A 26200-nucleotide genomic window follows, 5' to 3' on the forward strand; every position below is an offset into this window, starting at 1 on the left:
GGATAACCAGGGTCATGCACCGAACAATGGTCACTTCTTTACCTCAACAAGGCTAGCCGCATGCGTTTCAAGACCCCCGACCTGCTCGACAACAACGAGGCCAGGATTCAGGATGGCAGCGTCCGTATCGTCACACCGATGTTCCAGCATTACGGTGGCAGATCCTCCTTCTGTGGCCAGCTTGTCACGCTGAAACTGTTTGAGGACAACACGCTGGTGCGTGAAGTTCTCGCTGAAGATGGGCGGGGCAAGGTCCTGCTGATTGACGGCGGTGGCTCGATGCGTTGCGCACTGCTTGGTGACCAGTTGGCGATCCTGGCTCACAAGAATGCCTGGGAAGGGATCGTGGTCTACGGCTGCATCCGCGATTCGGAAGACATTGCCCGCATCGACCTCGGCGTGCGCGCGCTCAATACGCATCCACTGAAAAGCATCAAGAAAGGCGTCGGCGACCGCGATCTGGCCGTCAGTTTCGGCGGCGTCACTTTCAGGCCGGGTGAGTGGATCTATGTTGACAGCGATGGGGTAGTCGTCAGTGAGCAGCCTTTACGCTGAAACCAGGCCACAGGATCGGAGATAAGGTGTGAACACTGGTATTGACTTGCTCAAAGCAATCCGCTCAGGGCGTCTTCAAGAGGTCCGGGCGGTACTGGATGCCGGCGCACCGGTGGAGTTGATTGACGGTCGGGGTGACCCCGGCTTGCCGCTCGGTGTCGCGTGCTTCATGGGATACGCCGACATCGTCCGCGAGCTGGTTGGCCGTGGCGCGAAAGTCAATACCCCGGATAACGCACAACCGACCTCGCCCTTGTCGATGGCCGTTCGCGGCAACCGCAGCGAAGTCATCAAGACCCTGATCGAGTTGGGTGCGGAGGTTCCGCAGGGCATGAAGACCGGACTGACCGAGCAGGAGATGCTGATCGCGCGCTGGCGAGGCCAGCACTTCGGTGCGAAAACTGCCGCCGGAGGGCACAATCAGGAGCCGCCGGTCTTCGAGGAAATCGAAATGATCAGCTGCTACGGAACCGATACGGCCGTCCTCGATGCCGACATGATTCGGGCGGCACGAGAAATGGAAAAGAAGCAGTGATCCACCACGCCTGCTTGGCGTCGCCGTAGGATTCGCGAAATCTCAAGTCCGAGCGGTTTCGTCGAGGGTGATATCGACCATCAGGTCATTCGACAGGCTCTCCAGCTCTCGGGTCAGGTCGCTCACATCGAGAGTTGACGAAGCGGTCAGCTCGACGCTGGCGTGGAAGAGCATCCCGGCCGACATCGGCGCACTCGCCGTATAGGTGCTGAGATCCTCGACATTGAGCGCATGCCGGGCAAGCACCTGCGAGACCTCACGCACGATGCCTATGCGGTCATGGCCGACCAGCGAAAGCTTCAACCGTCGATCACCGGCCTGAGCTGCGGGCAGGCGGGAGACCTCGAAAGTGATACGCAGACCGGGCAAAGCAGCAAGCGCTTTGGAAAGGTCTGCGAGCTGCGCTTCGGCAACGCTGACGCAGACAATGCCCGCGAACTTGCCGGAGAGGTTCGACATCGACGATTCCAGCCAGTTGCCCTGGTGCTGACTGATGACGGTAGCAAGCTGTTCGACAAGACCTGGACGGTCATCTCCGATCACGGTCAGAACAAGGGAAACATTCATGGTGGACTCCTGGCAAAATGAGCCGCCATTTTACCCTCTGCCGTCAGGCTGCTTGGCACTGGATTTGTCGTTCCGGCCACGCGCAGTGCCAAGGTTCAAGATAGTGGGCCTAGCCAGGTTTGCCGTCGATCCGCGCCCGCGACAACACCGGCCAATAGCGAATTGCATACAAGGCGAAGGCAAGCGACCAGCAAATCCCCGAGCCGAGGACTGTGCTCAGGTAGGCATCGGGAACGATCATGCCGCCAAAGACCCGAATGATTGCAGCGCACTGGACGAGGACGAAAAACGCAAGCTCGAAGCGATCGGCAAGGAGCGGACGGCCGGTGTGGCCGCGCGCGGTGCGTACCATCATGCCGATCGTCATGCCACCAATGGCTCCAATCGTCAGCGCGTGCATCGCGAGCGGCTCGGCAAGCAGACCGAGCGCTGCCAGTGCACGCAGCACGAGGTACACGACAATCCAGCCGTAAGCCGCATGCAGCACCCACACCAGCGGCGTTGCATAGGTTCGCCAAGGCTGCCAGAGATAGAGCCGGGCCGCGTGCGCCAAGGCGGCGACCAGCGCAATGCTTGCGATCACCGTCGCCGGCGCCAGCAGAATATCGGCACCCAACAGGGCCAGAACGCTGCCAAGTGCGAACTTTTCAACGAGCGGATGGCGAGTGGCTTGCGTACCCGGGATACCGTTGTTGGTGAACATGGGAATGACTCGCCCGCCCATCACCGCGATGATGAACAGGATGACATCGAGACCAGCCTGTAAACTCGCCCGTTCGGGCCAGGCGGCCAGCATTCCTAGCCAGGAAAGATGCATGGCCAGAACGGCCGCCCCGAGAAATATCAGCAGCGCGACGAAGAAGTAGTTGCGCTGGTTACGGCTCTTCACCAGCGGAATGGCGAGCCCGATTGCGACTGCTACCGGGAACGCGGCGTTCACCAGGGCTGCCGCAGTAGCGTAGGGCGTCAGCACCAGGATCCGCCCGGCGATCCAGAGCAAGGCAAAGGCAAACAGCACGCCACCCGTCGGCGTTGCTTGTCCGGTCCAGTTACGGCCGGCCGTGAAGAGGAAACCAGCGACCACCGCCAGGGTGTACCCGAACAGCATCTCATGGCCATGCCAGCTTGAGCTGCGCATGAAGGTGACCGGTAAATATCCCGCGTATTGGGCGACCCAGAGCGGAATCGACAGTGCGGCGAAAATGCTGGCGAGCAGATAGAACGGCCGAAAACCCAGAGCCCAGAGCGCAAATTTAGCGGCCGGCGCTTCTCTTTGCGGGCTGGGCTCCGCGACTGAAAGAAGTTTTGACATGCTGATGTCCATCCAGGATAAATTAGCGCAGGTTCACGCGCCGGTTAACGATTTCGCCGGCCCACGATAGCCGTCGAGCAGTAGCGGAAACAGCCGTCGCGCACGTTCCACCATCCCTGCCTCGTCGGCGGCAAGCGCTGTCTGAATGACGAGGCCTTGTACCGCGCCGATGAACAGTACCGGTGCCAGCGTGCTGTCCAGGTCAGCCGGCAGTTCGCCGGCTGTCTTCGCTTGCCGGAATAGCTGGCTGAGCCGCTGGCGATACGCCTCAATCATTGCACGTACTTCGATGCGCACCGGTGAATCGCCAGGGTACTGCAGCTCGTGGAACAGGACGCGCGGCACACCGGGATTGTTGGCGATAAAAGCCACATGTGCGAGAAATGCCTGCTCGATTCTTGCGAGCGGCGAAGCCGTCTCGTCAATCGCCGCCGCCAACGCTGCGCCGAGGGATTCGCGCACCCAGACAAATACCGCCAGCCAGATCGCCTGCTTGTCGGGAAAGTGCCTGAAGATCGCCCCCTGGGTGACGCCCATCCGGTCGGCGATCGCCTGGGTCGTAATCGCATCCGGGCCACGTTCGCGAGCCAGCGCGAGAACGCTGGCGACGATTTCCCGCTGCCGTTGGTCGGTACTCAGGCGATGGCGTGGCATCGTTTCGAGATTGGCTGGTGTGTACATGATATCGAGGGGCTTGCATTCAAGTAAATAATTACTTACTATCTTAACACCAAGGCGGGCATTTGGCAAGCCGGACAATTCAAAGGAGAATTAAGCCATGCATTTAAGCGCTCGTAATCGAGCACGCAGACGATTCGGACATCATTGTGCTTCAACACTGAGGAGATCCCCATGAAAACTCGTCACGCCCTGATCGCCACCGCTCTGTTCGCTACCCTCACGCTTGGCACCGGCATCGGCGCCAATGCACTCGCTGCCGATCCGCACCAGCACGCCGCCGCAGAGCCCAGCCAGCTCACCCTCAACCACGGCAAGAAATGGGCAAGCGACGAGCCACTGCGCAAAGGCATGAGCGAAATCCGCAAGGCTCTGGCCGCGAAACTGGAAGGCATCCATAAAGGTACGCTGACATCCGTCGACTACCAGGCGCTTGGCGCGGCGGTCGATGCACAGGTCGCCACCATCGTCGCCGAGTGCAAGCTCGAACCCGCAGCGGACGCCAACCTTCATCTGATCGTGGCCGAACTCGTCGCGGGCGCCGAGGCGATGCAGGGTAAGTCGGCAAGTAAACCAGCGACCGGCGCCGTGCAGGCGGTGCAGGCAGTCAACCGTTATGGGCAATATTTCAACCATCCAGGGTGGAAGATGCTGCACTGAGGACGACTGAGCCACGCCAATCAAAGCACGTAATACAGGATCGCAAAGTAATGGGCGGTGCTGCCGGCCATCACGAACAGATGCCAGACACCATGCGCATGCCTGAGGCGGGTGTCGAGCGCATAGAAAACGATCCCGCTGGTGTAGAACACGCCACCTGCTGCAACCCAGGCGAAGCCGGCCATCCCCAGCGCCTGCAGTAGCGGCACCAGCGCCACCACCACCGCCCAGCCCATCACAATGTAGATCACCAGTGACAGGATGCGTGCTTCGCTGCGCGGGCGAAGTTCCTGTACGCCACCGACCAGCGCCAGCCCCCAGACGACAGCCAGCAGGGACCAGCCCCAGGGACCGCGCAGGGTTACCAGGCAGAACGGGGTGTAACTGCCGGCAATCAGCAAATAGATACTTTGGTGGTCCAGCTTGCGCAGGATGTCCTTGGCACGCCCGCGGACACTGTGGTAGAGCGCCGAAAAGCTGTAGAGCAGCACCAGTGTCGCGCTGTAAATCGAGACGCTGACAATTTTCCACGCATCGCCGCTCTGCGCCGCCAGGATCAGCAGCACGGCCGTACCAGCGACCGCAAGGATGGCCCCGACCAGATGCGTCCAGGCGTTGAATTTTTCTCCGTAGTACATGTGAGCAGCCTTGCCCCAGTGGACTGCCTGCCCACCCGCAGCGCCGTGGACAGTCAATTGAAAAGCAGCACCTCCCATTGTCCCGGAGCCGGCCGTCCGCAGTCAATCAACGGTTCATCCTGCAGGTCCTGAAACGACAAGCCCCGCCATAGAGCGGGGCTGTCTGTCACGCCGGGTAACTACTGCTTGCGCCTGCGTGCTGCGCCCAAGCCGAGAAGCCCGATGCCGAACAGGGCAAAAGTTGCAGGTTCGGGGATTGCCGCCAGGCCATCTCTCGAACCGAAGGTCCTGAAGGTTGCAGGTTCGGGGATTGCCGCCAGGCCATCAGTCGAACTGAAGGTCGTGAAGAATGTTGCCCCCGGTGCTCGGAACTGCGCCTGTTGGCCACCGTCGCAGCAATGTTCCAGCCCGTAAATCTGCAGAACATGGTTGCCGGCTGCAAGCAAGGAACTGTAATCGAAGTACTGGCTGGGGTTTCCATAAGATCCGGCCCACCACATATCGTTGGTCTTGAAGCCGAGAGCAACGCCGTCGATGAAGACCGCTCCTCCAAGGCCAAAATCGGTTCCCGCACGAAACTCCCATGCACCAGCCTGCGCTGGCGTCACGCCAAAGCGGATCGTGAAATCGAAGGCAATATCGTAGATTGAATTGGCGCCGAACAGACCATGGTTCGAAATATCGTTGAACACCGCCGGAGAAGCAGTGCCATAGCCTGCTGTCGCACCAGCCACCGCAGCCTCAACCACATTCTTGTAAGCTTCCGCGCTGGCTTGCACCCCTGCCGTCGAATGGCCGGTGGCAACGCTGATCATGCTGGCATCGGCATTGCCGACAAATGCTGCCAGCGTCGATACGACGATGCTGGTCAAGAGTTTTCCGTTGTTTCGTTCAATCACGTTTTTCAATTATCGATCCTTGCGAGTGGGCATGTTTGCAATAGGTTTCCTCGGTGCAGCGTGTGCTGCATTCATTCAAGAAACAGTCAGATATTTCTGAGCACGGAGAGATTGGAACACTGAAGCGAACTGGTCCCCGTGCGATTCTTCACATCCACCGCAAGATCGTTCCGACCCGCTCACTCTACGGAAAACCGGGGCCACCGAGATCCCCGCGCCCGGCAGCTTGCTGTTGCCCGCTCTGTTCGTGCTCTGCCAAACATTGCGACTCAACACGAACAGCTGACTCCGTTCAGGACAAGACGTCCTCATGCCTGGCGCGGTTATTTGCCAGCAACCGGCAAGGCGGTCTTGTCCACCACCCTGCGCAACACAAAGCTCGAATGCACACCGGTCACTCCCGGTATGCCGGTAATGCGATTGAGCAACAGATCCTGGTAGGCATCCATGTCCTTGACCACCACCTTGAGTTGGTAATCGGCGGCCTGACCGGTAATCAGCAGACATTCCATGACCTCGGGAATGTCGCGGATTGCTGCTTCGAGGTGACTGAAACGCTCGGGTGTGTGTTGGTCCATCGAAATGTGGACCAGCGCCATCAGTGACAACCCAAGTGCCCTGGCATCGAGCAGCGCGCGGTAGCCAGTGATGAGGCCAGCTTCTTCGAGGGCGCGGACGCGGCGCAAGCAGGGCGATGGCGACAGGCCGATACGGTCGGCGAGTTCCTGATTGCTGATGCGTCCCTCCTGCTGCAGCACCTGCAGAATCTGTCGGTCAAAGCGATCAAGGTCCATGATATTTCCTGCTGGTTTTGATTATCGGCTGAATCTGCGTATATTTTTATATATTACGCAATAATCTGCCATTTGTACGGTCATCCGCGAACAACAACGCAAGCACCTGCCGGGCAATCGTGGGTAGCATCTGTCTTGTCAGAAACCCGGCAATCACCACTCAGGAGACCGCGATCATGTTGAACAACCCTTCCCTCAAGTACAACCCTTTCCCGGCAGTCCAGCTCACCGATCGGCAATGGCCCAGTCGGAGCATCAGCGCTGCACCGATCTGGATGAGTACCGATCTGCGTGACGGCAACCAGGCACTTTTCGAACCGATGAATGCGGAACGTAAGATGCGCCTGTTCCGCACTCTCTGCAAGATCGGCTTCAAGGAAATCGAGGTGGCCTTCCCTTCCGCCTCACAGACCGATTTCGACTTCGTCCGTGAGTTGATCGAAGGCGGCCATATCCCTGACGACGTGAGCATCGAGGTGCTCACACAGGCTCGCGAGCATCTGATCCGCCGCAGCATCGAATCGCTGAAGGGGGCGAGACGGGCAATCGTGCATGTCTATAACGCCACTTCGAAGCCGTTCCGCGAGAATGTCTTTGCGATGAGCAAGGCCGACGTCGTGGATATGGCGGTCGCCGCCGTACGCCTGGTCAGGGAACTCACCAATGCACAGCCGGAGACCGAATGGGTACTCGAATACAGCCCAGAAACCTTCACCGCCACCGAGCTCGAATTTGCCCTCGAGGTCTGCGACGCGGTGACCGCCACCTGGGGAGCGACTCCGGAGGACAAGGTGATCCTCAATCTGCCGACGACAGTCGAGGTGACGACGCCGAACGTCTACGCCGATCAGATCGAGTGGATGCACCGCCACCTCGCGCGTCGTGACAGCGTCATCGTCAGCGTACATCCGCACAACGACCGCGGCACGGCGGTGGCTGCGGCCGAATTGGCGATGATGGCCGGCGCCGAGCGCGTCGAGGGCTGCCTCTTCGGCAACGGCGAACGTACCGGCAACGTCGACCTCGTCACCCTGGCGCTCAACCTGTACACGCAAGGCGTGTCGCCGGCTCTCGATTTCTCGGACATCAACGCCGTCGCACGTACCGTCGAGCACTGCAACCGCCTGCCAATCCATCCACGCCACCCCTACGTCGGCGACCTGGTGTTCACGGCTTTTTCCGGATCGCACCAGGATGCGATCCGGAAAGGGTTTGCCTTGCAACAGCCCGATGCCGCGTGGAGCATTCCCTATCTGCCGATCGACCCGGCGGACGTCGGCCGCAGCTACGATTCAGTGATCCGGGTCAATAGCCAGTCCGGAAAGGGAGGCATCGCCTACCTGCTCGAAGCAGAATACGGCATCGTGCTGCCGCGTCGCTTGCAGGTCGAGTTTTCGCGGGTGGTGCAGGCGCATACCGATAGCCATGGGGGGGAAATGAGCGCAGCCGACATCTGGCAATTGTTCTCCGGAAGCTATCTCGGCAGCGAGCATCCCGTGCGCTATGTCGAACACCACCTTTTCGAGCATGGTGGCACCCAGGGCATCCGCCTCAGCGTCGAGATCGACGGCCGGGCGCACTTGCTGGCCGGCGAAGGCAATGGTCCCATCGACGCAGCGGTACAGGCACTGCGCGGCGCAGGTCTGGTGGTGCAGGTGCGCAGCTATGAAGAACGCTCGATGAGCAGCAGCGGCAGCGATGCCAGCGCCTGTGCGTTCTTGGAACTGACGCGCGTTGGCAACGCTGGCGAATGTTACGGCGTGGGCATCGATGTGAACATCGTTACCGCTTCGATCCGGGCCCTGGTGAATGGCGTCAATCGACTGACAGCCAGCGCTTGCGTCGGCAGCGAAACACGGGTGGCATGAATGGTTCGGGGCGGGAGGACTCAAGCGGCAGCCCCCGGTGCGACGAGTGGCAGGCTGATGGTAAAGGTGGTACCGACATCGGCTACGCTGTCGACCTGGATGCTGCCCCCGAGTGCTTGCACGACCAGGTTGTGGGTGATGTGCAGGCCAAGACCCGTGCCGCCGCTGCCCATGCGAGTGCTGACGAAAGGGTCGAATATACGCTGCAGCAGGCCAGGGGGAATACCGCAGCCATTGTCGCTGACCCGGATGCTCACGCGCTCCCCAGTCTCGGCCACGGCGACGATGCGAAGGCAGGCGTCGCTTTGACCGCCAAAGGCATGGATCACGGCATTGCTGATCAGGTTGGTGAGTACCTGGCCGAGGGAGCCTGGGTAGCTGTCGAGGAGCAGGCCGAGGGGCACATCAACGCTGACAGCGACGCCGTTGCGCTTGAGGAGCGGCTGCAGAGTGACGATGATTTCCTTGCATACCTCGTCCAGGGCGAATTCCCGCCGCTGGGAACTGGTCTGGTCGGCTGCAACCTGCTTGAAACTGGTGACCAGTTCAGCCGCCCGAATCAGATTGCGCGAAGCGATGTCGGTTCCCGTATCCATGGCCTCGAGCAATCGGTCGAGACTGGATCGTTTCAAGCCCTGCACACCCTCCTGTCGGAAAGCAGCGAGCGCGTTGCGCAGGGTGGACACGGCCATGACGCCATTGCCCAGAGGCGTGTTCAGTTCGTGGGCAATGCCGGCGACCAGGGCGCCAAGGGCCGCCAGTTTCTCGGAACGAACCAGTTCATTCTGGGTGAGCTGCAGGTGCTCAAGCGTGGTGGACAGTTCGGCGTTGGCCGCATGCAACTGCTCGGTACGTTGCTGAACACGCGCCTCCAGTTCCTGCTGGCGCTCCTGGAGGATACCGGCCATCCGCTCGAGGTCGGCCGACAGTTCATTCAGCTCGATGGTGCGGCCGCGGGGCCAGCTACCGGCGGGTTGGCCATCGGCCACACGCCGGGTTCGCTCGGTAATGGCGCTGATCGGACGGGCCATGCCGATGGCCCAGAGGGGCGCAAGCAGGAGGCCGACGAGCATCGAGCCAGCGAGGGCCGTAATGGCCAGTTCGAGAGTTGAAGCAACGCGCGGGTTGGCGAGCCCGCCAGGGGTTCTGGTCACAACATACCAATTGAGAAGATCGGAACGGGCGATGGCGGCTTCGAAATCGCGGCCCTCGAAGCGCATCCGGCCACTGCTCACGGCTTCTGCGCCGGCCTGCCGGAGGAGCGGCTCGCTCCCCAGATTGACAACCCCGACGCGCGTCGGGTCTTCGCTGTCGGCGAGAATTTCCCCATGGCGGTCGACCACCCAGACCATCAGGTTCCGCCGCCCGGACGCGGTACGCAGGGTCTTCAGAATATAGTCGAGAGACATTTCGCCGATGATGATGCCGTTGCCCGCAGCAACGCCGACCGCAATGGCAAGAGCGCTGGACACTGGCGACAGGTACTTGTCGCTCCAGATCGCTTCCTGACGTTCCTTGACCCGGCGAAAAATTGGGTCCCGGGACAGGTCGCTGCCGATCAGCTCCTGGCGGCGGCCCGCGCCGAGGGCGATGTTCACGGCAGCACGCAAGACCGCCCCACTGTGATCAATCTCGTAAATCGCAGTGAACGCGCCGTGTTCGCTGACCGCACGCTCAAGGACGGATTGCACGTCGCCGCCTGCGGATGCCGGGATGACGGCAGCGATCAGTTCCAGCTGCGCCTGCAGAGCGCCGAGAATCACCTCGCTGCGCTGCGCCAGATCGGCCGCTTCGAGGCGCAGGTCGGTGCGTGTTTCATCGCTGATCTGGGGAATGCGAACGAGAACGAAGACGGCGCCGACGACCACGAAGGTGACAGACGATATGATCGTCAACAGCCCGATCAGAGAGGTACGCAAGCGCCACTGACGTCCACTCATGGCTCGCGCAGGAACCGGCCGTCACCAATGACCATGAAGTAGGCGGCTCGATCGGCATCACCATTGGCATCGAAGCGAATCGACTGCTGCAGCCCTTCGTAGGGTCCGAACTTGAACAGGGCGGCCTTGGCGCTCATGCCCTTCGTACGCCTGGCCAGTGCAGTCAGGGTCACGGTCGCCGCATCGTGGGCGAGCACACTGCCGAAGACCGGTTCCTTGCCGAAGCGTTGGCGGTACGCCTCGCGAAAACGCTGATAGCGCGGGGAGGGATCATCCTGGTTGTAGTTCTGGACGATCATCATGCCTTCCACCGCCTTGCCGCCAAGTTCGATCAGTTGTTCTGTGGCCGCCCATTCGACGCTGATGAGAACAATCTTCGCATCGACTTTGCGGGCTTGCTGCGCCAGGCGCGCAGCGTCGACCGCGTTCCCGATGAACAACAAGCCGTCGGGCCTGGGCTGGAGCATGCTCGCAATCACTCCGGAGTGATTGGCCGACCCCGAGTCGAAGTAGGACGCGACCAGGACCACTCCCCCGAGGGCTTCGTAAGCGGTCTGGAACTCCATCAGCCAGCTCTCGGAAAACGAGCGATTATTCTCGTTGACAGCAATGCTGATACGCCGGATGCCTTTCTGGAAATAGTGCGTGGCGTAATGGCGGCCATTGTCGCGCGTCGTCCAGTTGATGCGAAAAAGCATGTCGTCTCGGCCGTGAAACTTGACCGCCGAGGCACTGGGCGAAACCAGCAGCACCCGGGCCTTCTCGAAAATAGGCAGGATGACGTCGGTCATACCGCTGGTGGTCGGGCCGATGACGGCGTCGACGCCCAGATGGAGCAGACCCTCGGCCGCCTGGCGGGCGGATTCCGGATCAGGCCCGGTGTCGCGAACCAGGAGTTCGATACGCTGGCCCGAGGCGGCGCGGAATTCATCGACGGCCAGGGTCACCCCGTTACGTGCCGCCTCTCCGAGGTCGGCGGTGCGACCCGTCAGTTCGACCAGGACGCCAATGCGCAATGGCTCTTCTTCTGCGCACGCGGACAGCAGCAGGACAGCAAGGCTCAGGACGATCAGCCGCAGCCATGCCTTCAATTCTGGTCTCCTTTGTAGCGGGCATGCCAGGCAATGAATTCGCTTTCCTGCATGGGGTGGCCATAGTGGTAGCCCTGCGTCTCGTTGCAACCCAGAGCCTGGAGCAGTTCCTCCAGATTCTGGTTTTCGACGCCCTCGGCGATGACCCGCAAACCCAGTTCCCGGCCAAGAACGATGATCGTGCGGGCGATACGCGTGCCATTGTCGTCCCGTTCCAGGGCACGGACGAAGCTGCGGTCGATCTTGAGGCGATCGGCCGGCAGCTTGTCGAGGTAGGCCAGGGACGAGTAGCCGGTACCGAAGTCGTCGATGGCCACCGTGACACCCATGGCACGCAGGCGTTTGAGCAGGGCAATGACCGGATCCAGGCTGCCGACTGCGACCGATTCGGTGATTTCCAGTTCCAGATCGGCGGGTCTGCTCCGGGTCAGACGCAGGGCATCGCTGACCGAATCGACGAAACCCGGTTGGCGGAGCTGTACCGGCGAGATGTTCACCGCCATCCTCAGGTCCGCGCAGCCAGTAGCGCGAAAGCGCTGCAGGGCCTGGAGGGCAGCCTGCAGCAACCAGCGGCCCATATCGACGATCAGACCGGATTGCTCGGCGATGGGAATGAAACATTCTGGCGATACCAGAACGCCATCCTCGCGGCGCCAGCGCATCAGTGCTTCGACGCCGATGATGCGGCCAGAGCTCAGTTCGATCTGAGGCTGATAGGAGAGAAACAATTGCTTCTGCTCGAAAGCCAGGCGAAGGTCGCGCAGCAGGTGCGCACGTTCCCGGACTGCGCTGCCGAGGTCTTGGGAAAAGAGCAGCGTCTGCCCCAGGCCGGCGGCTTTCGCCTGTTTCAGGGCCAGATAGCTGTCTCGGATATACTCGATCCCGGAACGGCGACCGCTCTCCAACAGCGTGATGCCGACACAGGCGGAAACTGGCTGATGCACCCCCTCGATCACGAAGGGAGTCTGAAAACAGGCCTGGATGGTTTCCCCGTTTACTGCGATTTTTGGACCCATGACCGCGAAGGCATCGCCGGCGAGGCGGGCGATGAAGACGTTCGCCGGCAGGTGCTCACCCAGGCGCTGGGCGGTCGCCTTGAGCAGGGCATCACCATAGTCGTGGCCGAGCAAATCGTTGGCCGAAGCGAACTGGTCGATGTCGACGATGGCCAGAGCGCAGCCGCTTTCCTGTTCCTTCATCATGCGCTGGTCGAGTTCGCACACCAGCGCAGTGCGGTTTGGCAAGCCCAACTGCCGGTCGAAGAAGGCATCACGGCGCAGTTTCGTCACCAGTTCGATGTTCTTCGCGCAGAGCGCGATATTCGTGCAGAATACCTTGAGCAGTTCCTGATCGACGTCGCTGATGGGCTTGGCCGAATCGATGAAGGCAGCGAAACCCTCTGCAGGGGTCTTGGCGAAATAGAGCGTGAGGTTGCGGGCTTCGATGAGGCTGCGGCGCTCCTTCAGCGCCGTGGTCAGTTGGCCGACGATGCGCGGGTCGTCGATCTCGCTCAGGCGCCGCTGGATGAGACTGCGAAACTGGCCGGCGGCAGCGATGATGCGGAACTCGGGGTGACCATTGAGCAGTGGACTATCCTGGGCCGCAGCGCAGCAGACCAGACCTTCCGGATCGACGCCGAGCAAGCCGGCAATCTGGGTAATGACGCCGTCGGCAAAGCTTTGCAATCCCTGCTCAGCGATGAACTGGTTACTGGCGGCGACGATCTTTTCCAGACCCAGGCGGGTGGCATCCAGGCGCAGCAATTGGTCGTAGGAACGAATCGCCGTGGTGAGGGTGATGAACAGCCGGTTCTGGGTCAGTTCGCTCTTGGTCTTGTAGTCGTTGATGTCGTAGCGGGTGATCGTCTCGGCTTCCGGCGCCTGGCCCGGCTGGCCGGTGCGCAGAATGATGCGACAGTTGGCCAGTTTTAACTCGTTGCGAATGGTATGGACCATGCGCAGGCCGGCATCGTCGCTTTCCATGACCACGTCGAGGAGAACCACCGCAATTTTTTCCGTCACCCGCAGCAGGGCCACGGCCTCGGCTCCCGAACTGGCATGAAACAGGGCGAGTGGGCGATCGAGGATGATGACGTTGGCGAGAGCGAAGCGCGTCGCTTCATGCACGCCAGGATCGTCGTCCACCACCAGGATTCGCCACGGACATGCTGCCTCCTCGCTATCACGCCCAGGCCCATCTTCCTCGATGAAGACCAGCTCGTCATTCAAATCGTCCATTGCTCTCTTCTCTCTGTCGCAAAGGGTATGGTGACCGACGGCCAGGTACGCTCAACAGGTCCGAGGAACGCGGCGTAACCTGATTATTGTCACCAAATCTCAGATCCGGCTCAAGAGCTCCGTCTTCTTGGCAGCGAACTCCTCGGCGCTGAGGATTCCCTTGGCGTGCAGGCCGGCGAGCCGCTCGATCAGGGCGAAGACGTCGCTCTCGCCAACAGGTACGGGCACAGCGCAGGGTTCGGACGGCACCGTTGGCAACCCGGCGCAGAGGGGCGCTTGCTGGGGAGGCACACCGTCCACGGTCAGGAGCGGCAGACGAGCCACTTCCACCAGTCCATACTGGCTGGAAAAAGTCAGCGAGCCGCCAACACCCTGCTGTTGCGAGAAACCACCGATCTGATGATCGAGCGTGTCGTAGAGGCTTACCCGGCCACCGACTTCAATCGCCAGGCGCCGGGCCTGCGCGAAGTAGGCGTAGCGTACACCGTTCTGCGCGCCGGTACTGGTCGGCCAGCGCAGGTCCGCACCCCACCAGTCGCTGCCCTGGCCGGGAGCAGGCGGCACGAACAGGCTGACCGGGCTTGCGGATCCGGAGCCGTATGGCTGGCCATCACTGAAACTGCCCGGTGACTGGCCAGTGCATTGATTTTGCTGTTGACCATAGCCGCCATCCTGGCTTTGCGACTGGAAACTTCCCCCCTGGAGCAGGTCGGGCTGGCTGGCGACGAGGCTGGCGAGGTCATGGCAGAGGCCTTCGACCCGGCCCTTCAGCGCATAGTTGAACATCTCGGAGAGCATGGTCATGCCGCCCCGCATCCACTGGCCAGAACCACCGAATTCAGCGTGGTTGAATTGCGCCATGCTGCCGCGACCGTTGATCACGGCCTCCAGCATGTTCAGGACGGCGGCCTGACTGAAACCGTGCCGCTGGGCCAGTTCGTTGATCGCCTGCTGGCCGGAGGGGGAGAGTGTTCGCATCGTGTCAGTTCCTGGAAATATAACTTTTGTCAATACATCGAAAGCAGTCGTGGTACAGGCAGGTTTCCCGCTAGGTCTTGAGCCGGTAGCCGGTCTTGAAGATCCAGGCCACGATCGCCAGAAATATCGCCAGGAACAGCAGCGTCATGACGAGACTGATGCCGACGCTCACGTCGGCAAGGTCGTAGAAACTCCAGCGAAAGCCACTCACCAGATAAACCACAGGGTTGAACAAGGTGATCGTCTGCCAGATGGGCGGAAGAATATGGATCGAATAGAAGCTACCGCCCAGGAAGGTCAAGGGGGTGATGATCAGCAGCGGCACCAGCTGCAGCTTCTCGAAATTATCGGCCCAGATGCCGATGATGAAACCGAAAAGACTGAAGGTCACTGCCGTGAGCACCAGGAAAAGGAGCATCCAGAAGGGATGTGCGACCTGGATCGGCACGAAGAGACCGGCTGTCGCGAGGATGACCAGGCCGAGAACGATCGACTTGCTGGCGGCTGCACCGACATAACTGGCTGCGATCTCGAGATAGGAAACCGGCGCCGACAGCAACTCGTAGATCGTTCCCGTGAATTTTGGAAAATAGATGCCGAATGAAGCGTTGGAAACGCTCTGCGTCAATAGCGACAACATGATCAGCCCCGGCACGATGAAGGCACCATAGCTGATGCCGTCGATCTCGGGAATGCGCGAACCAATCGCCGCGCCGAAGACGACGAAATACAGGGAGGTCGAAATCACCGGCGAAACGATGCTCTGCAGCAGCGTACGTCGGGTACGCGCCATCTCGAAGAGGTAAATCGCACGCATGGCCTGCAGGTTCATTTTGCCTCCTTCACCAGACTGACGAAGATGTCTTCGAGTGAACTCTGGGTAGTGTGCAGATCCTTGAAGACGATGGCTGCGTCATTGAGATCCCTGAGCAGCGCAATGATGCCGGTTCGCTCGCCTTGTGTGTCGTAGGTATAGGTCAGTTCGCTGCCATCGCTCGACAGTTCCAACGGGTAGGCATCAAGTCCGGGCGGGATGCAAGCGAGTGGATTCTGCAGTTGCAGAGTCATCTGCTTCCTGCCCAGCTTGCGCATCAGTTCAACCTTGTCTTCCACCAGAATGATCTCGCCCTTGCTGATCACCCCGATCCGTTCAGCCATCTCTTCGGCCTCGTCGATGTAATGGGTGGTCAGGATGATGGTCACCCCGGTGGCTTTGAGCGAGCGCACCAGTTGCCACATGTCACGCCGCAGGTTGACATCGACCCCGGCGGTCGGCTCGTCGAGAAACAGAATCTGTGGCTCGTGCGACAGCGCCTTGGCGATCAACAGGCGACGCTTCATGCCTCCCGAGAGGGTGATGATCTTGTTGTCCTTCTTGTCCCACAGGGAAAGATCGCGGAGTATCTTTTCGATGTAGGCTGGATTCGCACGCTTGCCGAAGAGGCCACGGCTGAACGACACCGTCGCCCATACCGATTCGAAGGCATCGGTGGTCAGTTCCTGTGGCACCAGACCGATCTTTGCGCGCGCTGCCCGGTAGTCGGTGACAATGTCGTGCCCGTCCACCCGCACCGTCCCTGCGCTGGCAGTGACGATCCCGCAGATGATGCTGATCAGGGTGGTTTTTCCTGCGCCGTTGGGACCCAGCAAGGCGAAGATTTCGCCACGGCGAATATCCAGACTGATCTCTTTGAGCGCCTGGAAGCCGGTGGCGTAGGTCTTGCAGAGTCCGTCGATGGCGATGATGGTCGGCATGAGCGCGACCATAGCAGATCCCGTCAATGGATTGAACAGAGGTAAGATCATATTTGGTGCAAAAGTCCCTGCCCTGGCCGTGTCACCATGCATGGAACGTCGATCACCCTGCGACAACCTTCCCTGGACATTATAATTTAGCAAGTTAAATCTTTGTGTTGACAACTGCGATGTGACTGCCGGCACAGAAACAGGCATTCGGCTTTGCATCCTTGTCGCACTGGCGGCATGTCCCTGTAGCGCACGTGGGGAGGACAAGAAATCATGAGCAACCCGAAGCCACGCGTTTTGGCCATAGATAACCGGCCGGCCAATCTGCTGACGCTGAAGGCCACCCTGGCTCCGGAATTTGTGTTGCAGTTCGCAAGCTCCGGCGCACAGGGGCTGGCGATGGCAATCGAATGCCCCCCCGATCTGATCCTGATCGATGTCATGATGTCTGAGATGGATGGTTACGAGACCTGTCGGCGGATCAAAGCCGACCCCAGACTCCAGGACATTCCGGTGATTTTTGTGACGGCGCTGAACGAGGCCAGGACAGCAGCTAGCGACCAGGCTCCGAGTAGCGCCGACGTGGTAGTCGCCCTGCCGATCACTGCAGAGATTACCCGTCGGCGAATCCGTAATCTGCTGCACCGGGAACAGTTACGCAGGGCAGCCGAAACCTACCGCAAGCAACTTGCCATGCGGGAACAGGCATTGCTGGAAAGTGAGGCATTCACCCGCACCATTCTCGATTCGCTGACGGAGAATCTCGCCGTTCTCGATACTCAGGGCGTCATCGTTTCGGTCAATAGGGCGTGGCAGTGCTTTGCCGAAAATAACGGTGCGCCTGCTCTGGCGGCAAACTCCGTGGGCCTCAGCTATCGAAGCGTCTGCATGGCTGCCGCCGGACAGACGGGTCAAGAGGAAGCCTTGCAGGCCTGGGCCGGTATAGCGGCGGTACTGAGCAAGACACAAGCGCAATTCAGTCTCGAATATTCCTGTGACTCTCCTGATCAAGCACGCTGGTTTCGCATGCGCGTCTATCCGATGCTTGCGCCCTGCGCAGGCGCCGTAGTGGCCCACGAAGACATTACCCCGCGCAAGCGTGCGGAAAACGCCTTGCGCGAGCAGGAAGCATTCTTCCGCTTGATCGCCGAAAACCTCCAAGGCTTCGTCGCGGTTCTCGACATCGAAGGGCGGCGGGTATACAACAGTCCGTCCTACGCACGTCTGCTCGGTGACCGGAATCTTTGCGGCACATCTTCATTCGAAGACATCCATCCGGCCGACCGCGAACGAGTCGTCCGCGCGTTTCGCGAGACCGTCGCCACGGGTATCGGGCACCATCTCGAATACCGCTTTGTGACGGCCGGCGGCGGCATCCGCCTGATCGAATCTCGCGGTGGGGTCATCAGGGACAATGAAGGCCGCATCAAACGCGTGGTCGTCGTTTCCCATGACATCACCGAGCGCAAGGCCGCCGAAGAAAAAATCCACCATCTGGCTTTCTATGACGCACTCACCCAACTGCCCAACCGCCTGCTGCTCAACGACCGCCTGCAGCAGACCATGGCAGCCAGCAAGCGCAGTGCTTGTTATGGCGCGCTGATGTTCATCGATCTCGACAACTTCAAGCCGGTGAATGACCGGCACGGCCATGAAGTGGGCGATTTACTGCTGATCGAAGCGGCGAATCGCCTGAAAACCTGTGTTCGCGAGGCAGACACCGTGGCGCGTTTCGGCGGCGATGAGTTTGTCGTGATGCTGGGCGATCTGCATACGGATAGAATTGAATCGAGTGCGCAGGCCGCGGTCGTCGCAGACAAAATTCGTATCCGCTTATCGGAACCCTACCTGCTGACCATCAGGCTCGAAGGCAGGACAGACACGACAATCGAACATCATTGCACGGCGAGCATCGGCGTGACGCTGTTTCTCGATCATGAAGTCAGCCGGGACGACATCCTCAAGAGGGCTGATACGGGGATGTATCAAGCCAAAGCAGCGGGGCGCAATGTGATTCGGTTTCATGATGAGAACGCCGGCACAGCCTGACGCCATTCATCGTTGCCCTGCTCCCAGGAGCACTGCCTGGTCAGCTTCCCGGTCATCCAGACCTGACTCCAGGAGCTTTCTGGCGAGTGCTCTCCATCAATACCAGGTCACTTTTCCGTTGGCAGTATCGTACAACGCCCCGACGATCCTGATTTTGCCGTTGTCCTCCAAGTCCTTGAGCACAGGACTTTTTTCGCGGATGGTCTGGATGACCAGTTGCACATTCATTTCGCTGACATCGTCGACGAACTGGTGGTTTTTCGAACTGCGCTCGCCTTCTGTCCGGACCGCCGCGACCGCCGGCGAGATTTTGTCCAGTAATGACGTCAAGTTGCCCATCCTGACCCCATCGCAGGCCCCCTTGATGGCTCCGCAATTGGAATGACCCAGCACCACGATCAAGCGTGAGCCGGCTACTTTGGCGGTGTATTCGAGGCTACCAAGAATGTCCTCGTTAACGATATTCCCGGCGACTCGAGCGGTGAAGATGTCGCCGACGCTTTGATCAAACACTACCTCGGGTGCGGCTCGCGAATCGATACAGGCAAGAACGCTGGCAAAGGGAAACTGACCAAGCGCAGTCTGCGTCACGCGCCGCCTGAGGTTGTGGAGCAAGGGCTTGTTTGCCAGGAAGCGCTGGTTACCCGCCTTGAGGATAGTGATCGCGCCATCCGGCGTAATGCCCGCCTGGACCGCCCTGGTCATCGTGATGCCGGGCTTGAAAGGCCTGGCTTCTACCGGGCCACCATGATCGTCAGAGGCAATGGCTGCGCCAGACAGGGCAATGGCGAAAAGCGCCGAAACATATGGTTTCAAAATCATGGCGAGGCGTCCTCCTCAAATCGACCTGTGATCAAGTGCTCCGGCCAACAAGCATAGCGAACCGGCCATGCCATCGTGGCAAACCGCAAAGGATCGCGTGCAATAGCGGGCTGGCCTGGTTCTTCGGTCCTTCTCGGGAAAGCTGGCGAAGCGCCGGATTTCCGGCGCCCTTCTGCGAGAGAAGCGCTACTGGATCTTCGCCTTGGAACGCAGGTCGTTAACGTATTTCTGGATCTGTTCCTGTTGCAGGCGCTGCGTCAGTTGCGGCTTGATCTGGTCGAACGGGGGGGCGGTCAGCGGACGACTGTCTTCGAGCAGGATCACGTGATAACCGAAATCGGTCTTGACCGGGGTTTCGGTGTACTTGCCCTTGCCCAGGCTGCCGACCGCATCGCCAAACGGTTTTACATAACTGGCCGTGCTGTTCCAGCCGAGGTCGCCGCCTTTGTCCTTGGAGCCGGGATCCTTGGACTGCTTGGCCAACTCGTCAAACTTGGCACCCTTCTTCAGGTTGGCGATGATCGTTTTGGCCTCGTCTTCCTGCTCAACCAGGATGTGACGAACCTTGTACTCGGTGTTGCCCATCTGGGTCTTCATCTTGTCGTACGCGGCCTTGAGATCCTGGTCGCTGATCGGGTGCTTCTTGACGAAATCCTGAACGAAGGCACGGATGTAGATCGCCTGCCGTGCCAGATCGGCTTGCGCCGACACATCGGATTGCTTGTCGAGGTTCAGCTTCTTCGCTTCCTGGACCAGCAACTCGCGACGGATCAACTCTTCACGGACCGCGTTCTTCAGCTCTGGGGTATCTGGGGCGCCCTGGGCTCTCTGTTCGGCGACGAAGGCATTGGCGACGGTCTGCGGAATGGCGACACCATTGACGGTGACAACGGCGCCGCTCGCGGCCTTCTGGGCTGCCGCCGGGAGCGAAATGAGCGCACCGAGCAGCAATGCGCCGGCGAGTTGGGAGAGCTTGTGCATGTCTGATGTTCCTTCGGTTGGGTTTGGTTGAAGTAAAGCGAGTTGACTCAGGAAGCGATCGACGCCGTCGCCGAATACTCCGCAGGGGTCAGAGCCTGTATGCTCAGGGCGTGAATCCGGGTGTGCATCAGATCGCCAAGCGCCGCATGCACCAAGCGATGACGCGCCAGTCGGCCGAGGCCTGCGAAAGCGTCCGAGACGATCAGCAGGCGGTAGTGCCCCCCCCCGCCCTTGGCACCGGCATGCCCGGCGTGCCGCGCCGAATCATCGATCACCTGCAGGCGATTCGGCAGCAGCGCTGCGAGTCGTTGGCGAATGATCGTGACCACGCCAGGAACATCGACGACTTGCACGTCAGTCACGCCGGCAACACTTTCTTGAATGGCTTGACGGTCACGGCGCTGTACACCCCGCTGACGACATAAGGGTCGGCGTCAGCCCAGTTTCTGGCTGCTTCGAGCGAGGCGAACTCGGCGACGATCAGGCTACCCGAGAAGCCAGACGGTCCCGGGTCGGGGGAATCGATGGCAGGGAAGGGACCGGCCAGCAGCAAGCGACCTTCGTCCTGCAGCGCCTTGAGACGCTCGACATGCGCTGGCCGGGCGGCGAGACGTTCGGCCAGTGAGTCCGGACGATCTTCGCCAACGATGGCGTAGAACATCATTTAGTCTCCTCGATGTACTTCGACAGCAGTAGCCCCTGAGCGACCACAAAAACCAGCATCAGCCCGGTGGCACCGAACAGTTTGAAGTTGACCCAGTCGTCGGTCGAAAAGTTGAAAGCCACGAAAAGGTTGGCGATCCCCATGAAAATGAAGAAACCGACCCATGACCAGTTGAGCCTGGTCCAGGCGGCTTCCGGCAAATCCATCTGCTCGGCAAGCAGCGTCCGCATCAGGTTCTTCCTGAAGAAAAGCGTGCCTCCGAGCAGCGCCGCTGCGAAAGCCCAGTAGAGCACCGTCGGCTTCCATTTGATGAAGGTTTCGTCCTGCAGGAGCAAGGTCATGCCACCAAAAACTGTGATCACCACCAGGCTCACCCAGAGCATGGTGTCAATCTTGCGTCCCTTGAACCATAGCCAGCCGATCTGCGCAAAGCTCGCAGCCATGGCCACACCGGTTGCGACATAGATGTCGAAAACCTTGTAGGCGACAAAGAAAAGGATGACAGGAAGTAAGTCGAAAAGGAACTTCATGGCGGACGAGGTAGACAGATCAGGCCATTATTGCCGATTTGACAGACTGCTGTCCATCACTAATATCTCCCCTTCCTGCTTGCGCAGGAGGGGTCGGGGGGCGGGATGGGGAATTCACGGAGCATCCTCCGTGCCCATCGAGCGATGCCGGCATGCCAGCCGGAATGTGCCCTGCAAGAACGGTCATGGCTTTCATGATCGGGGGTGGCGGCAACGGCAATGACCGTTAGCTTCGCTGAGCGGGTTTGCTGGACCATGAGTCCTTGAGCGTCAGCGTTCGGTTGAAGACCAGCGCGCCTTCCCTGGAGTCGACTCGATCGACTACGAAATAACCATGGCGTTCGAACTGAAAACTCTCTTCCGGCCTGGCGTACTGCAGCGCGGGTTCGAGCCAGGCGCGAATGACCCGAATGCTGTTCGGATTGAGATCATCGCGGAAGTCGCGCTCGAAGTCTTCGGGATCTCCTTCGCGTCTGGCACCTGGAGAGGGAACGGTGAATAGCCGATCGTAGAGCCGCACCTCGGCAGGACAGGCCTCGGCGACCGCAACCCAGTGCAGATTGCCCTTGACCTTGTAGTGGTCGGCGCCGGGTGTGCCGCTCTTCGAATCCGGCAGGTATTCGCAGTGCACGGCGCTGACTGCGCCGTTTTCATCGCGGTCGCAGCCGATGCACCGGAGCACGTAGCCGTAGCGCAGACGCGCGAGGTTGCCTGGGTAAAGGCGATGATAGCCCTTGCTCGGCTGTTCCATGAAGTCTTCGCGCTCGATCCACAGTTCCCGGCCAAAGGGCATCGCGCGCCTGCCCAATTCGGGTTTGAGCGGATGCTTGGGGGCAAAACAGTCCTCGCTCTGGCCGGCCGGATAGTTGTCGATGATCAGCTTGAGCGGATCGAGCACGGCGATGCGGCGCTCGGCCGACTCGTTGAGCACCTCGCGCATGGTGTCTTCGAGTTGTGAGTACTCGATCAGCGAATCGGAGCGTGATGCGCCGAGGCGCTCGGCAAACAGGCGAAAACCTGCCGCCGGGTAGCCGCGGCGGCGCGCGCCGACGAGGGTCGGCAGACGTGGATCGTCCCAGCCGGCGACATGCTGCTCCTCGACGAGCTGAATCAGTTTTCGCTTCGAGAGTACGATGTACGTCAGGTTGAGGCGCGAGAATTCGATCTGCTGCGGCAGCGGGCACTGCAGCAGCCCGCCTTCCGCCAGGCGCTCGAGCAGCCAGTCGTAGAACGGGCGCTGATCGGCAAATTCGAGCGTACAAATCGAATGGGTGATGTTCTCCAACGCGTCTTCGATGGGGTGGGCGTAGGTGTACATGGGATAGACGCACCAGCGGTTGCCGGTGTTGTGATGGCTGGCGTGGCGAATGCGATAGATCGCCGGATCGCGCAGGTTGATGTTCGCTGCCGCCATGTCGATCTTCGCGCGCAGAATGTGTGCGCCGTCCGGGAACTCGCCATTCTGCATGCGCTTGAAGAGGTCCAGGTTCTCTTCGACGCTGCGTTCACGAAAAGGCGAGTTGGTCCCCGCTACCGTGAGCGTGCCGCGACTGTCGCGCATCTCTTCTGCGCTCTGGCTCTCGACATAGGCATGGCCGCTACTGATCAGGTATTCGGCGAACTCGACCATCCAGTCAAAGTAGTTGGAGGCGAAATACAGGTTGCACTCCGCGTCCGACGGGCCTTCGCGGATCGGGTCTTCCCAGGAATAGCCAAGCCAGCGTACCGAATCGATGATCGAATCGACGTATTCCTGTTCTTCCTTTTCCGGATTGGTATCGTCGAAACGAAGGTGGCAACGACCACCGAAATCCTGTGCCAATCCGAAATTGAGGCAGATCGATTTGGCATGGCCGAAGTGCAGATAGCCGTTGGGTTCTGGCGGAAAGCGCGTGCGGATTTTCGCAGTGTCGAGCGGGCCGGCAAGCTGCTGAACGGCGGGACCGGGACGGCCCGACCATCGGCGCGCCGCGTATTTACCGGCAGCGAGATCGGCTTCGATGAGGTTGCGGATGAAATTGCTGCTGGCGAGTGCTGCTGGGCTCACCGCCTGGTTTTTTGGCTCCTGGCTCACGATGCAATCCTTGATTCGAGAAGGCTCGCATTTTAACCGGCCGGGGGTACAAATCCGCGAGAATTCATGCCTTGCTCAGGGTATCGACCGGCCATCGACACTACCCGACGCCTGCTGACTGGTATTCCCCGCCGTCGCCGCGGGAGCCGAGCCGGCCTTCGCAGCCAGCGCATGTGCCCTGGCCTCGAAAGCGGTGACCATGCTGGCGGCCATCGGCAGGATCAGCATTTCGACGACCGGTCGGAGGAACAAGCGAGCGGGTCGCGCAGTCGAGCGCGAAGTCGACGTGGCAGTGATCGTCGCAAGCGGTGCAAATGCCCAGCGAACGTCGAAGCGGCAGAACGAGCGATCGTCGGAAACGATGGCGATGCTGCTCGGGCGGTCGAGTTCGGTGCGCGTGCGGAAGCGATGCAACAACAACCCGAGGGCCAGGTCTGCTCGGTTTCGTAAGCCTCCGGATAACGCCTGACAATCCTCGCTGCGCGCATCAGCGGCAGGAACTCGGGATACCGCTCGACATCGGCAACGATATCGAACAGCCACTCCGGTGGCAGCGCAATGGCGCGGCTCTCACGATGGGTTGCCATGCCCCTCCCGTTTGCTGTTTCGCTGGCTGGATCCTGGCGTGCTCTCGCCAGTACGATCACCAGCCGCCGTAAGGCCGGCGCTTTACCCCTACCCTTTCGGACGACTGAAGCGTGTCAGGTTGTTCATCATCTCGACCATCGCCGGTCGGATTTCGCTCTTGGCGTGCTCGCGATCGCTGACCGGGCGATCATCGTCATCGAGCACCTCGTCGCGAACGACACCGGCTGCATTGACCGGGAACGAGATCTTGAACTTTTCGCCGAGGTAGGCGATGCGGTTCCAGCCTGCGGCAACGGCGTAATCGCGATGGAATCGGCCGCCAGCAGATCCTGCCCGAGCGAGTAATCGCCGGCGGGTTCCTGCACCCCGAGCAAGGGCATCAGCGTCGCCGGAATGTCGAGATGGCTGCTGATGCCGCTGATGGTGCGTGCCTTCTGACCCGGAACCCAGAACACCGCCGGTGTGCTGGTCTGAAAACGATTGAAGTCGGCAGCGTGCCCCCAGCGCTTGCGTTCCATGAATTCCTCGCCGTGATCGCCAAGAACGATGACGATCGTGTCGTCGAGCAGTTTCCTTGCACGCAGATGCGCGATGACGCGCCCGATCTGGCTGGTCGACATGGTGGGCAGCGTTGATGTAGCGGTTCTTGATCGGCACCATCTGCTGCGCGAAGTCGGCCGACAGATAGTTGAAATCCTCGAGATAGGGGCGCGCGATGACGCTCTCGGGCGGGAAGGTGTAGTTGGCATGGGTGCCCTCGAAGAACATGTAGGTCATGAACGGCCGCGCCTTGTCACGACTGTCGATGAACCGGAGGATGTCGTCGATGTTCTGCCGGTCGCGCTGCCACGGCGGTGGACCATCGGACAGCGCATGCATGTCGGCCGGGTTCATTTTCGAAAAACCGTCTCCTGTCGAACGGCGGATAGGTAAAACTCTGGCTGGTATGCAGACTGAACTGGTAGTTCTGTTGCTGCAGCACATCCATCAGCAGAGGCGACCGGCGCGCCGCCTGCATCGGAAACCAGTAGTTGCCGTACAATCCGTAGAACATCGAGAAGATGCCCATCTGGGTGGTATTGCCGCCGCTGTAGTGCTGCTCGAGGCGCAGCGAATGTTCGGAAAAATCCCAGAGCTGCGGCATGATCGTGCGGTCCAGCATGTCGTAGCGCAGCGATTCGACGGCCAGCCAGACGATGTTGAGCGGGCGCGCAGGCGGCTCGACGCGTAGCGGCAGCAGCGGATAACTCAGGACGCTGTGCTTGATATGCACCCCGCCGGTCCCCCTCGGAGCGCCGCTGACGCCCAACCGCGATGCCAGCTTGCGGAAGGTGGTCGGCAGGTACAGCGGGTAGCGCTCGCTGGCAAAAAGAATCGGCTGGTAGTTGGCGGCAGCGCTGAAACCATAGGCGACACGCTCGCCGACCGCGAAGCTCAGGATGGCCAGCAGCACCCAGCGCGCACGCGGCAGTCCAGCGAGACGGACGCGACGCGGCTGCGCGACGCGTCACCCAGTAGTAGGTGGCCGCCTGCACGCCAGCAGGGCGATGACCACCAGGCTGGCGGTCAGTTCGGTGCTGCGACTGGCCCCGAGCGAGGCGATCCCGCCGGGGTGAACACCAGATCGAGGACAAAGCCGTTGATGTGAAATCCGTACATGCCATAGATCACCCGGTCGGCGAACAGGAGCACCTGAATCATCCCGGTCAGGCCGATCAGCAAGCAGCGCCAGACGCGGCCACCCCGGCGCGCGTCGCGGGCGCCGCAGCAGCAGCCGTGCAGCAGATAGCCCGGAATCAGTGCCGGCAGCAGGTAGAGGAAGGTGTAACTGACCGTGGTTGCCAGCGTCCACAGTGCCACCGCAAGCGTGCTGTAGGCCTGGTCGGTGGTGAAGGCGCTGACGTGCAGCAGCACCCACAGTCCGGTCAGGAGAAAAAAGCGGTTGATGCTGTCGCGAGTGGGCAATTGGGGCAATGGGGTCATCGGCATCCTTG

Annotated in this window: 27 protein-coding genes and 1 pseudogene; 5 read left to right on the plus strand and 23 right to left on the minus strand. The window is 60.5% G+C overall.

Translation table 11 applies throughout. From position 1 onward, the window contains the following. Positions 1-60 precede the first annotated feature (60 nt). Both rraA and V5B59_RS18560 read left to right on the plus strand, forming a co-directional pair. Entirely contained in the window at positions 61-555 is a 495-nt protein-coding gene (gene rraA, locus V5B59_RS18555) for a ribonuclease E activity regulator RraA (RefSeq protein WP_034913682.1), read from the plus strand. 28 nt (positions 556-583) lie between these two features. Continuing rightward, a complete protein-coding gene (locus V5B59_RS18560; protein WP_169069400.1) occupies positions 584-1090 on the plus strand; it encodes an ankyrin repeat domain-containing protein in 507 nt (168 codons plus the stop codon). Positions 1091-1132: 42 nt separating this feature from the next. Here the strand turns inward: V5B59_RS18560 and V5B59_RS18565 are convergent, their stop codons facing one another. The 3 genes from V5B59_RS18565 to V5B59_RS18575 form a co-directional block, all read right to left on the minus strand. Next, the gene (locus tag V5B59_RS18565) at positions 1133-1657 is read right to left on the minus strand and encodes a glycine cleavage system protein R (protein ID WP_034913679.1); all 525 of its coding nucleotides are present in this window, start codon (positions 1655-1657) and stop codon (positions 1133-1135) included. 109 nt (positions 1658-1766) lie between these two features. After that, positions 1767-2969 (minus strand): NnrS family protein, encoded by a 1203-nt coding sequence (locus tag V5B59_RS18570; protein ID WP_034913699.1) that lies wholly within the window; start codon positions 2967-2969, stop codon positions 1767-1769. 33 nt (positions 2970-3002) lie between these two features. Next, positions 3003-3650, minus strand: coding sequence for a TetR/AcrR family transcriptional regulator (locus V5B59_RS18575; RefSeq protein WP_169069401.1), 648 nt, complete (start codon positions 3648-3650; stop codon positions 3003-3005). Between the two features lie 171 nt (positions 3651-3821). Between V5B59_RS18575 and V5B59_RS18580 the strand changes: the two genes are divergently transcribed. Beyond that, on the plus strand, positions 3822-4307 hold the full coding sequence (locus tag V5B59_RS18580) for a hypothetical protein (RefSeq protein WP_034913674.1): 486 nt from the start codon (positions 3822-3824) through the stop codon (positions 4305-4307). Positions 4308-4327: 20 nt separating this feature from the next. On the opposite strand, the gene trhA is transcribed toward V5B59_RS18580, so the two are convergent. The 3 genes from trhA to V5B59_RS18595 form a co-directional block, all read right to left on the minus strand. Next, on the minus strand, positions 4328-4945 hold the full coding sequence (trhA, locus tag V5B59_RS18585; protein ID WP_034913670.1) for a PAQR family membrane homeostasis protein TrhA: 618 nt from the start codon (positions 4943-4945) through the stop codon (positions 4328-4330). Between the two features lie 179 nt (positions 4946-5124). After that, positions 5125-5844 carry a CCXG family PEP-CTERM protein gene (locus tag V5B59_RS18590; protein WP_332352473.1) on the minus strand — a complete coding sequence of 240 codons (720 nt, stop codon included), beginning with the start codon at positions 5842-5844 and terminating at the stop codon, positions 5125-5127. A gap of 323 nt (positions 5845-6167) precedes the next feature. Next, a complete protein-coding gene (locus V5B59_RS18595) occupies positions 6168-6638 on the minus strand; it encodes an Lrp/AsnC family transcriptional regulator (protein WP_034913667.1) in 471 nt (156 codons plus the stop codon). Positions 6639-6814: 176 nt separating this feature from the next. Between V5B59_RS18595 and leuA the strand changes: the two genes are divergently transcribed. Then, positions 6815-8506 (plus strand): 2-isopropylmalate synthase, encoded by a 1692-nt coding sequence (gene leuA, locus V5B59_RS18600; protein ID WP_288131100.1) that lies wholly within the window; start codon positions 6815-6817, stop codon positions 8504-8506. A 20-nt stretch (positions 8507-8526) separates the two neighbouring features. Here leuA and V5B59_RS18605 read toward each other — a convergent pair whose 3' ends face one another. The 6 genes from V5B59_RS18605 to V5B59_RS18630 all read right to left on the minus strand — a co-directional run bounded on the left by V5B59_RS18605 (position 8527) and on the right by V5B59_RS18630 (position 16507). After that, positions 8527-10446 (minus strand): sensor histidine kinase, encoded by a 1920-nt coding sequence (locus tag V5B59_RS18605; protein ID WP_034919275.1) that lies wholly within the window; start codon positions 10444-10446, stop codon positions 8527-8529. Further along, positions 10443-11537 carry an ABC transporter substrate-binding protein gene (locus V5B59_RS18610; RefSeq protein ID WP_169069404.1) on the minus strand — a complete coding sequence of 365 codons (1095 nt, stop codon included), beginning with the start codon at positions 11535-11537 and terminating at the stop codon, positions 10443-10445. The genes V5B59_RS18605 and V5B59_RS18610 overlap by 4 nt, the downstream gene beginning before the upstream one ends. After that, positions 11534-13774, minus strand: a complete 2241-nt coding sequence (locus V5B59_RS18615; RefSeq protein WP_169069405.1) for a GGDEF/EAL domain-containing response regulator — start codon at positions 13772-13774, stop codon at positions 11534-11536. Before V5B59_RS18615 ends, V5B59_RS18610 begins: the two co-directional genes overlap by 4 nt. A gap of 99 nt (positions 13775-13873) precedes the next feature. Beyond that, positions 13874-14752, minus strand: a complete 879-nt coding sequence (locus tag V5B59_RS18620; protein WP_034917977.1) for an SHOCT domain-containing protein — start codon at positions 14750-14752, stop codon at positions 13874-13876. Positions 14753-14822: 70 nt separating this feature from the next. After that, the gene (locus tag V5B59_RS18625; RefSeq protein ID WP_034917973.1) at positions 14823-15584 is read right to left on the minus strand and encodes an ABC transporter permease; all 762 of its coding nucleotides are present in this window, start codon (positions 15582-15584) and stop codon (positions 14823-14825) included. Next, entirely contained in the window at positions 15581-16507 is a 927-nt protein-coding gene (locus tag V5B59_RS18630) for an ABC transporter ATP-binding protein (RefSeq protein WP_034917998.1), read from the minus strand. Before V5B59_RS18630 ends, V5B59_RS18625 begins: the two co-directional genes overlap by 4 nt. A gap of 264 nt (positions 16508-16771) precedes the next feature. On the opposite strand from V5B59_RS18630, the gene V5B59_RS18635 reads away from it, so the two are divergent. Next, positions 16772-18547, plus strand: a complete 1776-nt coding sequence (locus V5B59_RS18635; RefSeq protein WP_169069406.1) for a two-component system response regulator — start codon at positions 16772-16774, stop codon at positions 18545-18547. Positions 18548-18643: 96 nt separating this feature from the next. Here V5B59_RS18635 and V5B59_RS18640 read toward each other — a convergent pair whose 3' ends face one another. From V5B59_RS18640 to V5B59_RS18690, 11 genes and pseudogenes are all read right to left on the minus strand, one after another. Further along, positions 18644-19252 carry a carbonic anhydrase family protein gene (locus tag V5B59_RS18640; protein WP_034917991.1) on the minus strand — a complete coding sequence of 203 codons (609 nt, stop codon included), beginning with the start codon at positions 19250-19252 and terminating at the stop codon, positions 18644-18646. A gap of 303 nt (positions 19253-19555) precedes the next feature. Further along, complete coding sequence (locus V5B59_RS18645; RefSeq protein ID WP_034917970.1) at positions 19556-20350, minus strand: peptidylprolyl isomerase; 795 nt, start codon at positions 20348-20350, stop codon at positions 19556-19558. A gap of 47 nt (positions 20351-20397) precedes the next feature. Then, on the minus strand, positions 20398-20712 hold the full coding sequence (locus V5B59_RS18650) for a BolA family protein (protein ID WP_288131986.1): 315 nt from the start codon (positions 20710-20712) through the stop codon (positions 20398-20400). Further along, positions 20709-21011, minus strand: a complete 303-nt coding sequence (locus V5B59_RS18655; protein ID WP_034917983.1) for a YciI family protein — start codon at positions 21009-21011, stop codon at positions 20709-20711. Before V5B59_RS18655 ends, V5B59_RS18650 begins: the two co-directional genes overlap by 4 nt. Further along, on the minus strand, positions 21011-21544 hold the full coding sequence (locus V5B59_RS18660) for a septation protein A (RefSeq protein WP_034917966.1): 534 nt from the start codon (positions 21542-21544) through the stop codon (positions 21011-21013). The genes V5B59_RS18655 and V5B59_RS18660 overlap by 1 nt, the downstream gene beginning before the upstream one ends. A 226-nt stretch (positions 21545-21770) precedes the next feature. Further along, positions 21771-23618, minus strand: a complete 1848-nt coding sequence (locus tag V5B59_RS18665; RefSeq protein WP_288131984.1) for a glutamine--tRNA ligase/YqeY domain fusion protein — start codon at positions 23616-23618, stop codon at positions 21771-21773. 75 nt (positions 23619-23693) lie between these two features. Beyond that, on the minus strand, positions 23694-24032 hold the full coding sequence (locus V5B59_RS18670; protein WP_332352489.1) for a hypothetical protein: 339 nt from the start codon (positions 24030-24032) through the stop codon (positions 23694-23696). Between the two features lie 50 nt (positions 24033-24082). Beyond that, positions 24083-24205 (minus strand): annotated as a pseudogene (locus V5B59_RS18675) (SRPBCC family protein); the annotation flags it as partial. 126 nt (positions 24206-24331) lie between these two features. Further along, a complete protein-coding gene (locus V5B59_RS18680) occupies positions 24332-24955 on the minus strand; it encodes a sulfatase-like hydrolase/transferase (RefSeq protein WP_332352220.1) in 624 nt (207 codons plus the stop codon). A 44-nt stretch (positions 24956-24999) separates the two neighbouring features. Further along, positions 25000-25659, minus strand: coding sequence for a sulfatase-like hydrolase/transferase (locus V5B59_RS18685; RefSeq protein WP_332352221.1), 660 nt, complete (start codon positions 25657-25659; stop codon positions 25000-25002). A gap of 113 nt (positions 25660-25772) precedes the next feature. Next, on the minus strand, positions 25773-26189 hold the full coding sequence (locus V5B59_RS18690; RefSeq protein WP_332352222.1) for a hypothetical protein: 417 nt from the start codon (positions 26187-26189) through the stop codon (positions 25773-25775). Positions 26190-26200 lie beyond the last annotated feature (11 nt).

Origin of the sequence: Candidatus Accumulibacter contiguus (assembly GCF_036625285.1) — a bacterium.
GTDB classification, from domain to species: domain Bacteria; phylum Pseudomonadota; class Gammaproteobacteria; order Burkholderiales; family Rhodocyclaceae; genus Accumulibacter; species Accumulibacter contiguus.

Bases quoted from the DNA above. Each gene is read 5' to 3' on its own strand.
- V5B59_RS18615 (WP_169069405.1), bottom strand. From the start codon at position 13,774: ATGGACGATTTGAATGACGAGCTGGTCTTCATCGAGGAAGATGGGCCT.
- V5B59_RS18680 (WP_332352220.1), bottom strand. From the start codon at position 24,955: ATGCCAACTACACCTTCCCGCCCGAGAGCGTCATCGCGCGCCCCTATC.
- V5B59_RS18655 (WP_034917983.1), bottom strand. From the start codon at position 21,011: ATGTTCTACGCCATCGTTGGCGAAGATCGTCCGGACTCACTGGCCGAA.
- trhA (WP_034913670.1), bottom strand. From the start codon at position 4,945: ATGTACTACGGAGAAAAATTCAACGCCTGGACGCATCTGGTCGGGGCC.
- V5B59_RS18575 (WP_169069401.1), bottom strand. From the start codon at position 3,650: ATGTACACACCAGCCAATCTCGAAACGATGCCACGCCATCGCCTGAGT.
- V5B59_RS18635 (WP_169069406.1), top strand. From the start codon at position 16,772: ATGAGCAACCCGAAGCCACGCGTTTTGGCCATAGATAACCGGCCGGCC.
- V5B59_RS18605 (WP_034919275.1), bottom strand. From the start codon at position 10,446: ATGAGTGGACGTCAGTGGCGCTTGCGTACCTCTCTGATCGGGCTGTTG.
- V5B59_RS18580 (WP_034913674.1), top strand. From the start codon at position 3,822: ATGAAAACTCGTCACGCCCTGATCGCCACCGCTCTGTTCGCTACCCTC.
- leuA (WP_288131100.1), top strand. From the start codon at position 6,815: ATGTTGAACAACCCTTCCCTCAAGTACAACCCTTTCCCGGCAGTCCAG.
- V5B59_RS18625 (WP_034917973.1), bottom strand. From the start codon at position 15,584: ATGAACCTGCAGGCCATGCGTGCGATTTACCTCTTCGAGATGGCGCGT.
- V5B59_RS18690 (WP_332352222.1), bottom strand. From the start codon at position 26,189: ATGACCCCATTGCCCCAATTGCCCACTCGCGACAGCATCAACCGCTTT.
- V5B59_RS18660 (WP_034917966.1), bottom strand. From the start codon at position 21,544: ATGAAGTTCCTTTTCGACTTACTTCCTGTCATCCTTTTCTTTGTCGCC.
- V5B59_RS18645 (WP_034917970.1), bottom strand. From the start codon at position 20,350: ATGCACAAGCTCTCCCAACTCGCCGGCGCATTGCTGCTCGGTGCGCTC.
- V5B59_RS18595 (WP_034913667.1), bottom strand. From the start codon at position 6,638: ATGGACCTTGATCGCTTTGACCGACAGATTCTGCAGGTGCTGCAGCAG.
- V5B59_RS18640 (WP_034917991.1), bottom strand. From the start codon at position 19,252: ATGACCAGGGCGGTCCAGGCGGGCATTACGCCGGATGGCGCGATCACT.
- V5B59_RS18630 (WP_034917998.1), bottom strand. From the start codon at position 16,507: ATGCCGACCATCATCGCCATCGACGGACTCTGCAAGACCTACGCCACC.
- V5B59_RS18565 (WP_034913679.1), bottom strand. From the start codon at position 1,657: ATGAATGTTTCCCTTGTTCTGACCGTGATCGGAGATGACCGTCCAGGT.
- V5B59_RS18570 (WP_034913699.1), bottom strand. From the start codon at position 2,969: ATGTCAAAACTTCTTTCAGTCGCGGAGCCCAGCCCGCAAAGAGAAGCG.
- V5B59_RS18620 (WP_034917977.1), bottom strand. From the start codon at position 14,752: ATGCGAACACTCTCCCCCTCCGGCCAGCAGGCGATCAACGAACTGGCC.
- rraA (WP_034913682.1), top strand. From the start codon at position 61: ATGCGTTTCAAGACCCCCGACCTGCTCGACAACAACGAGGCCAGGATT.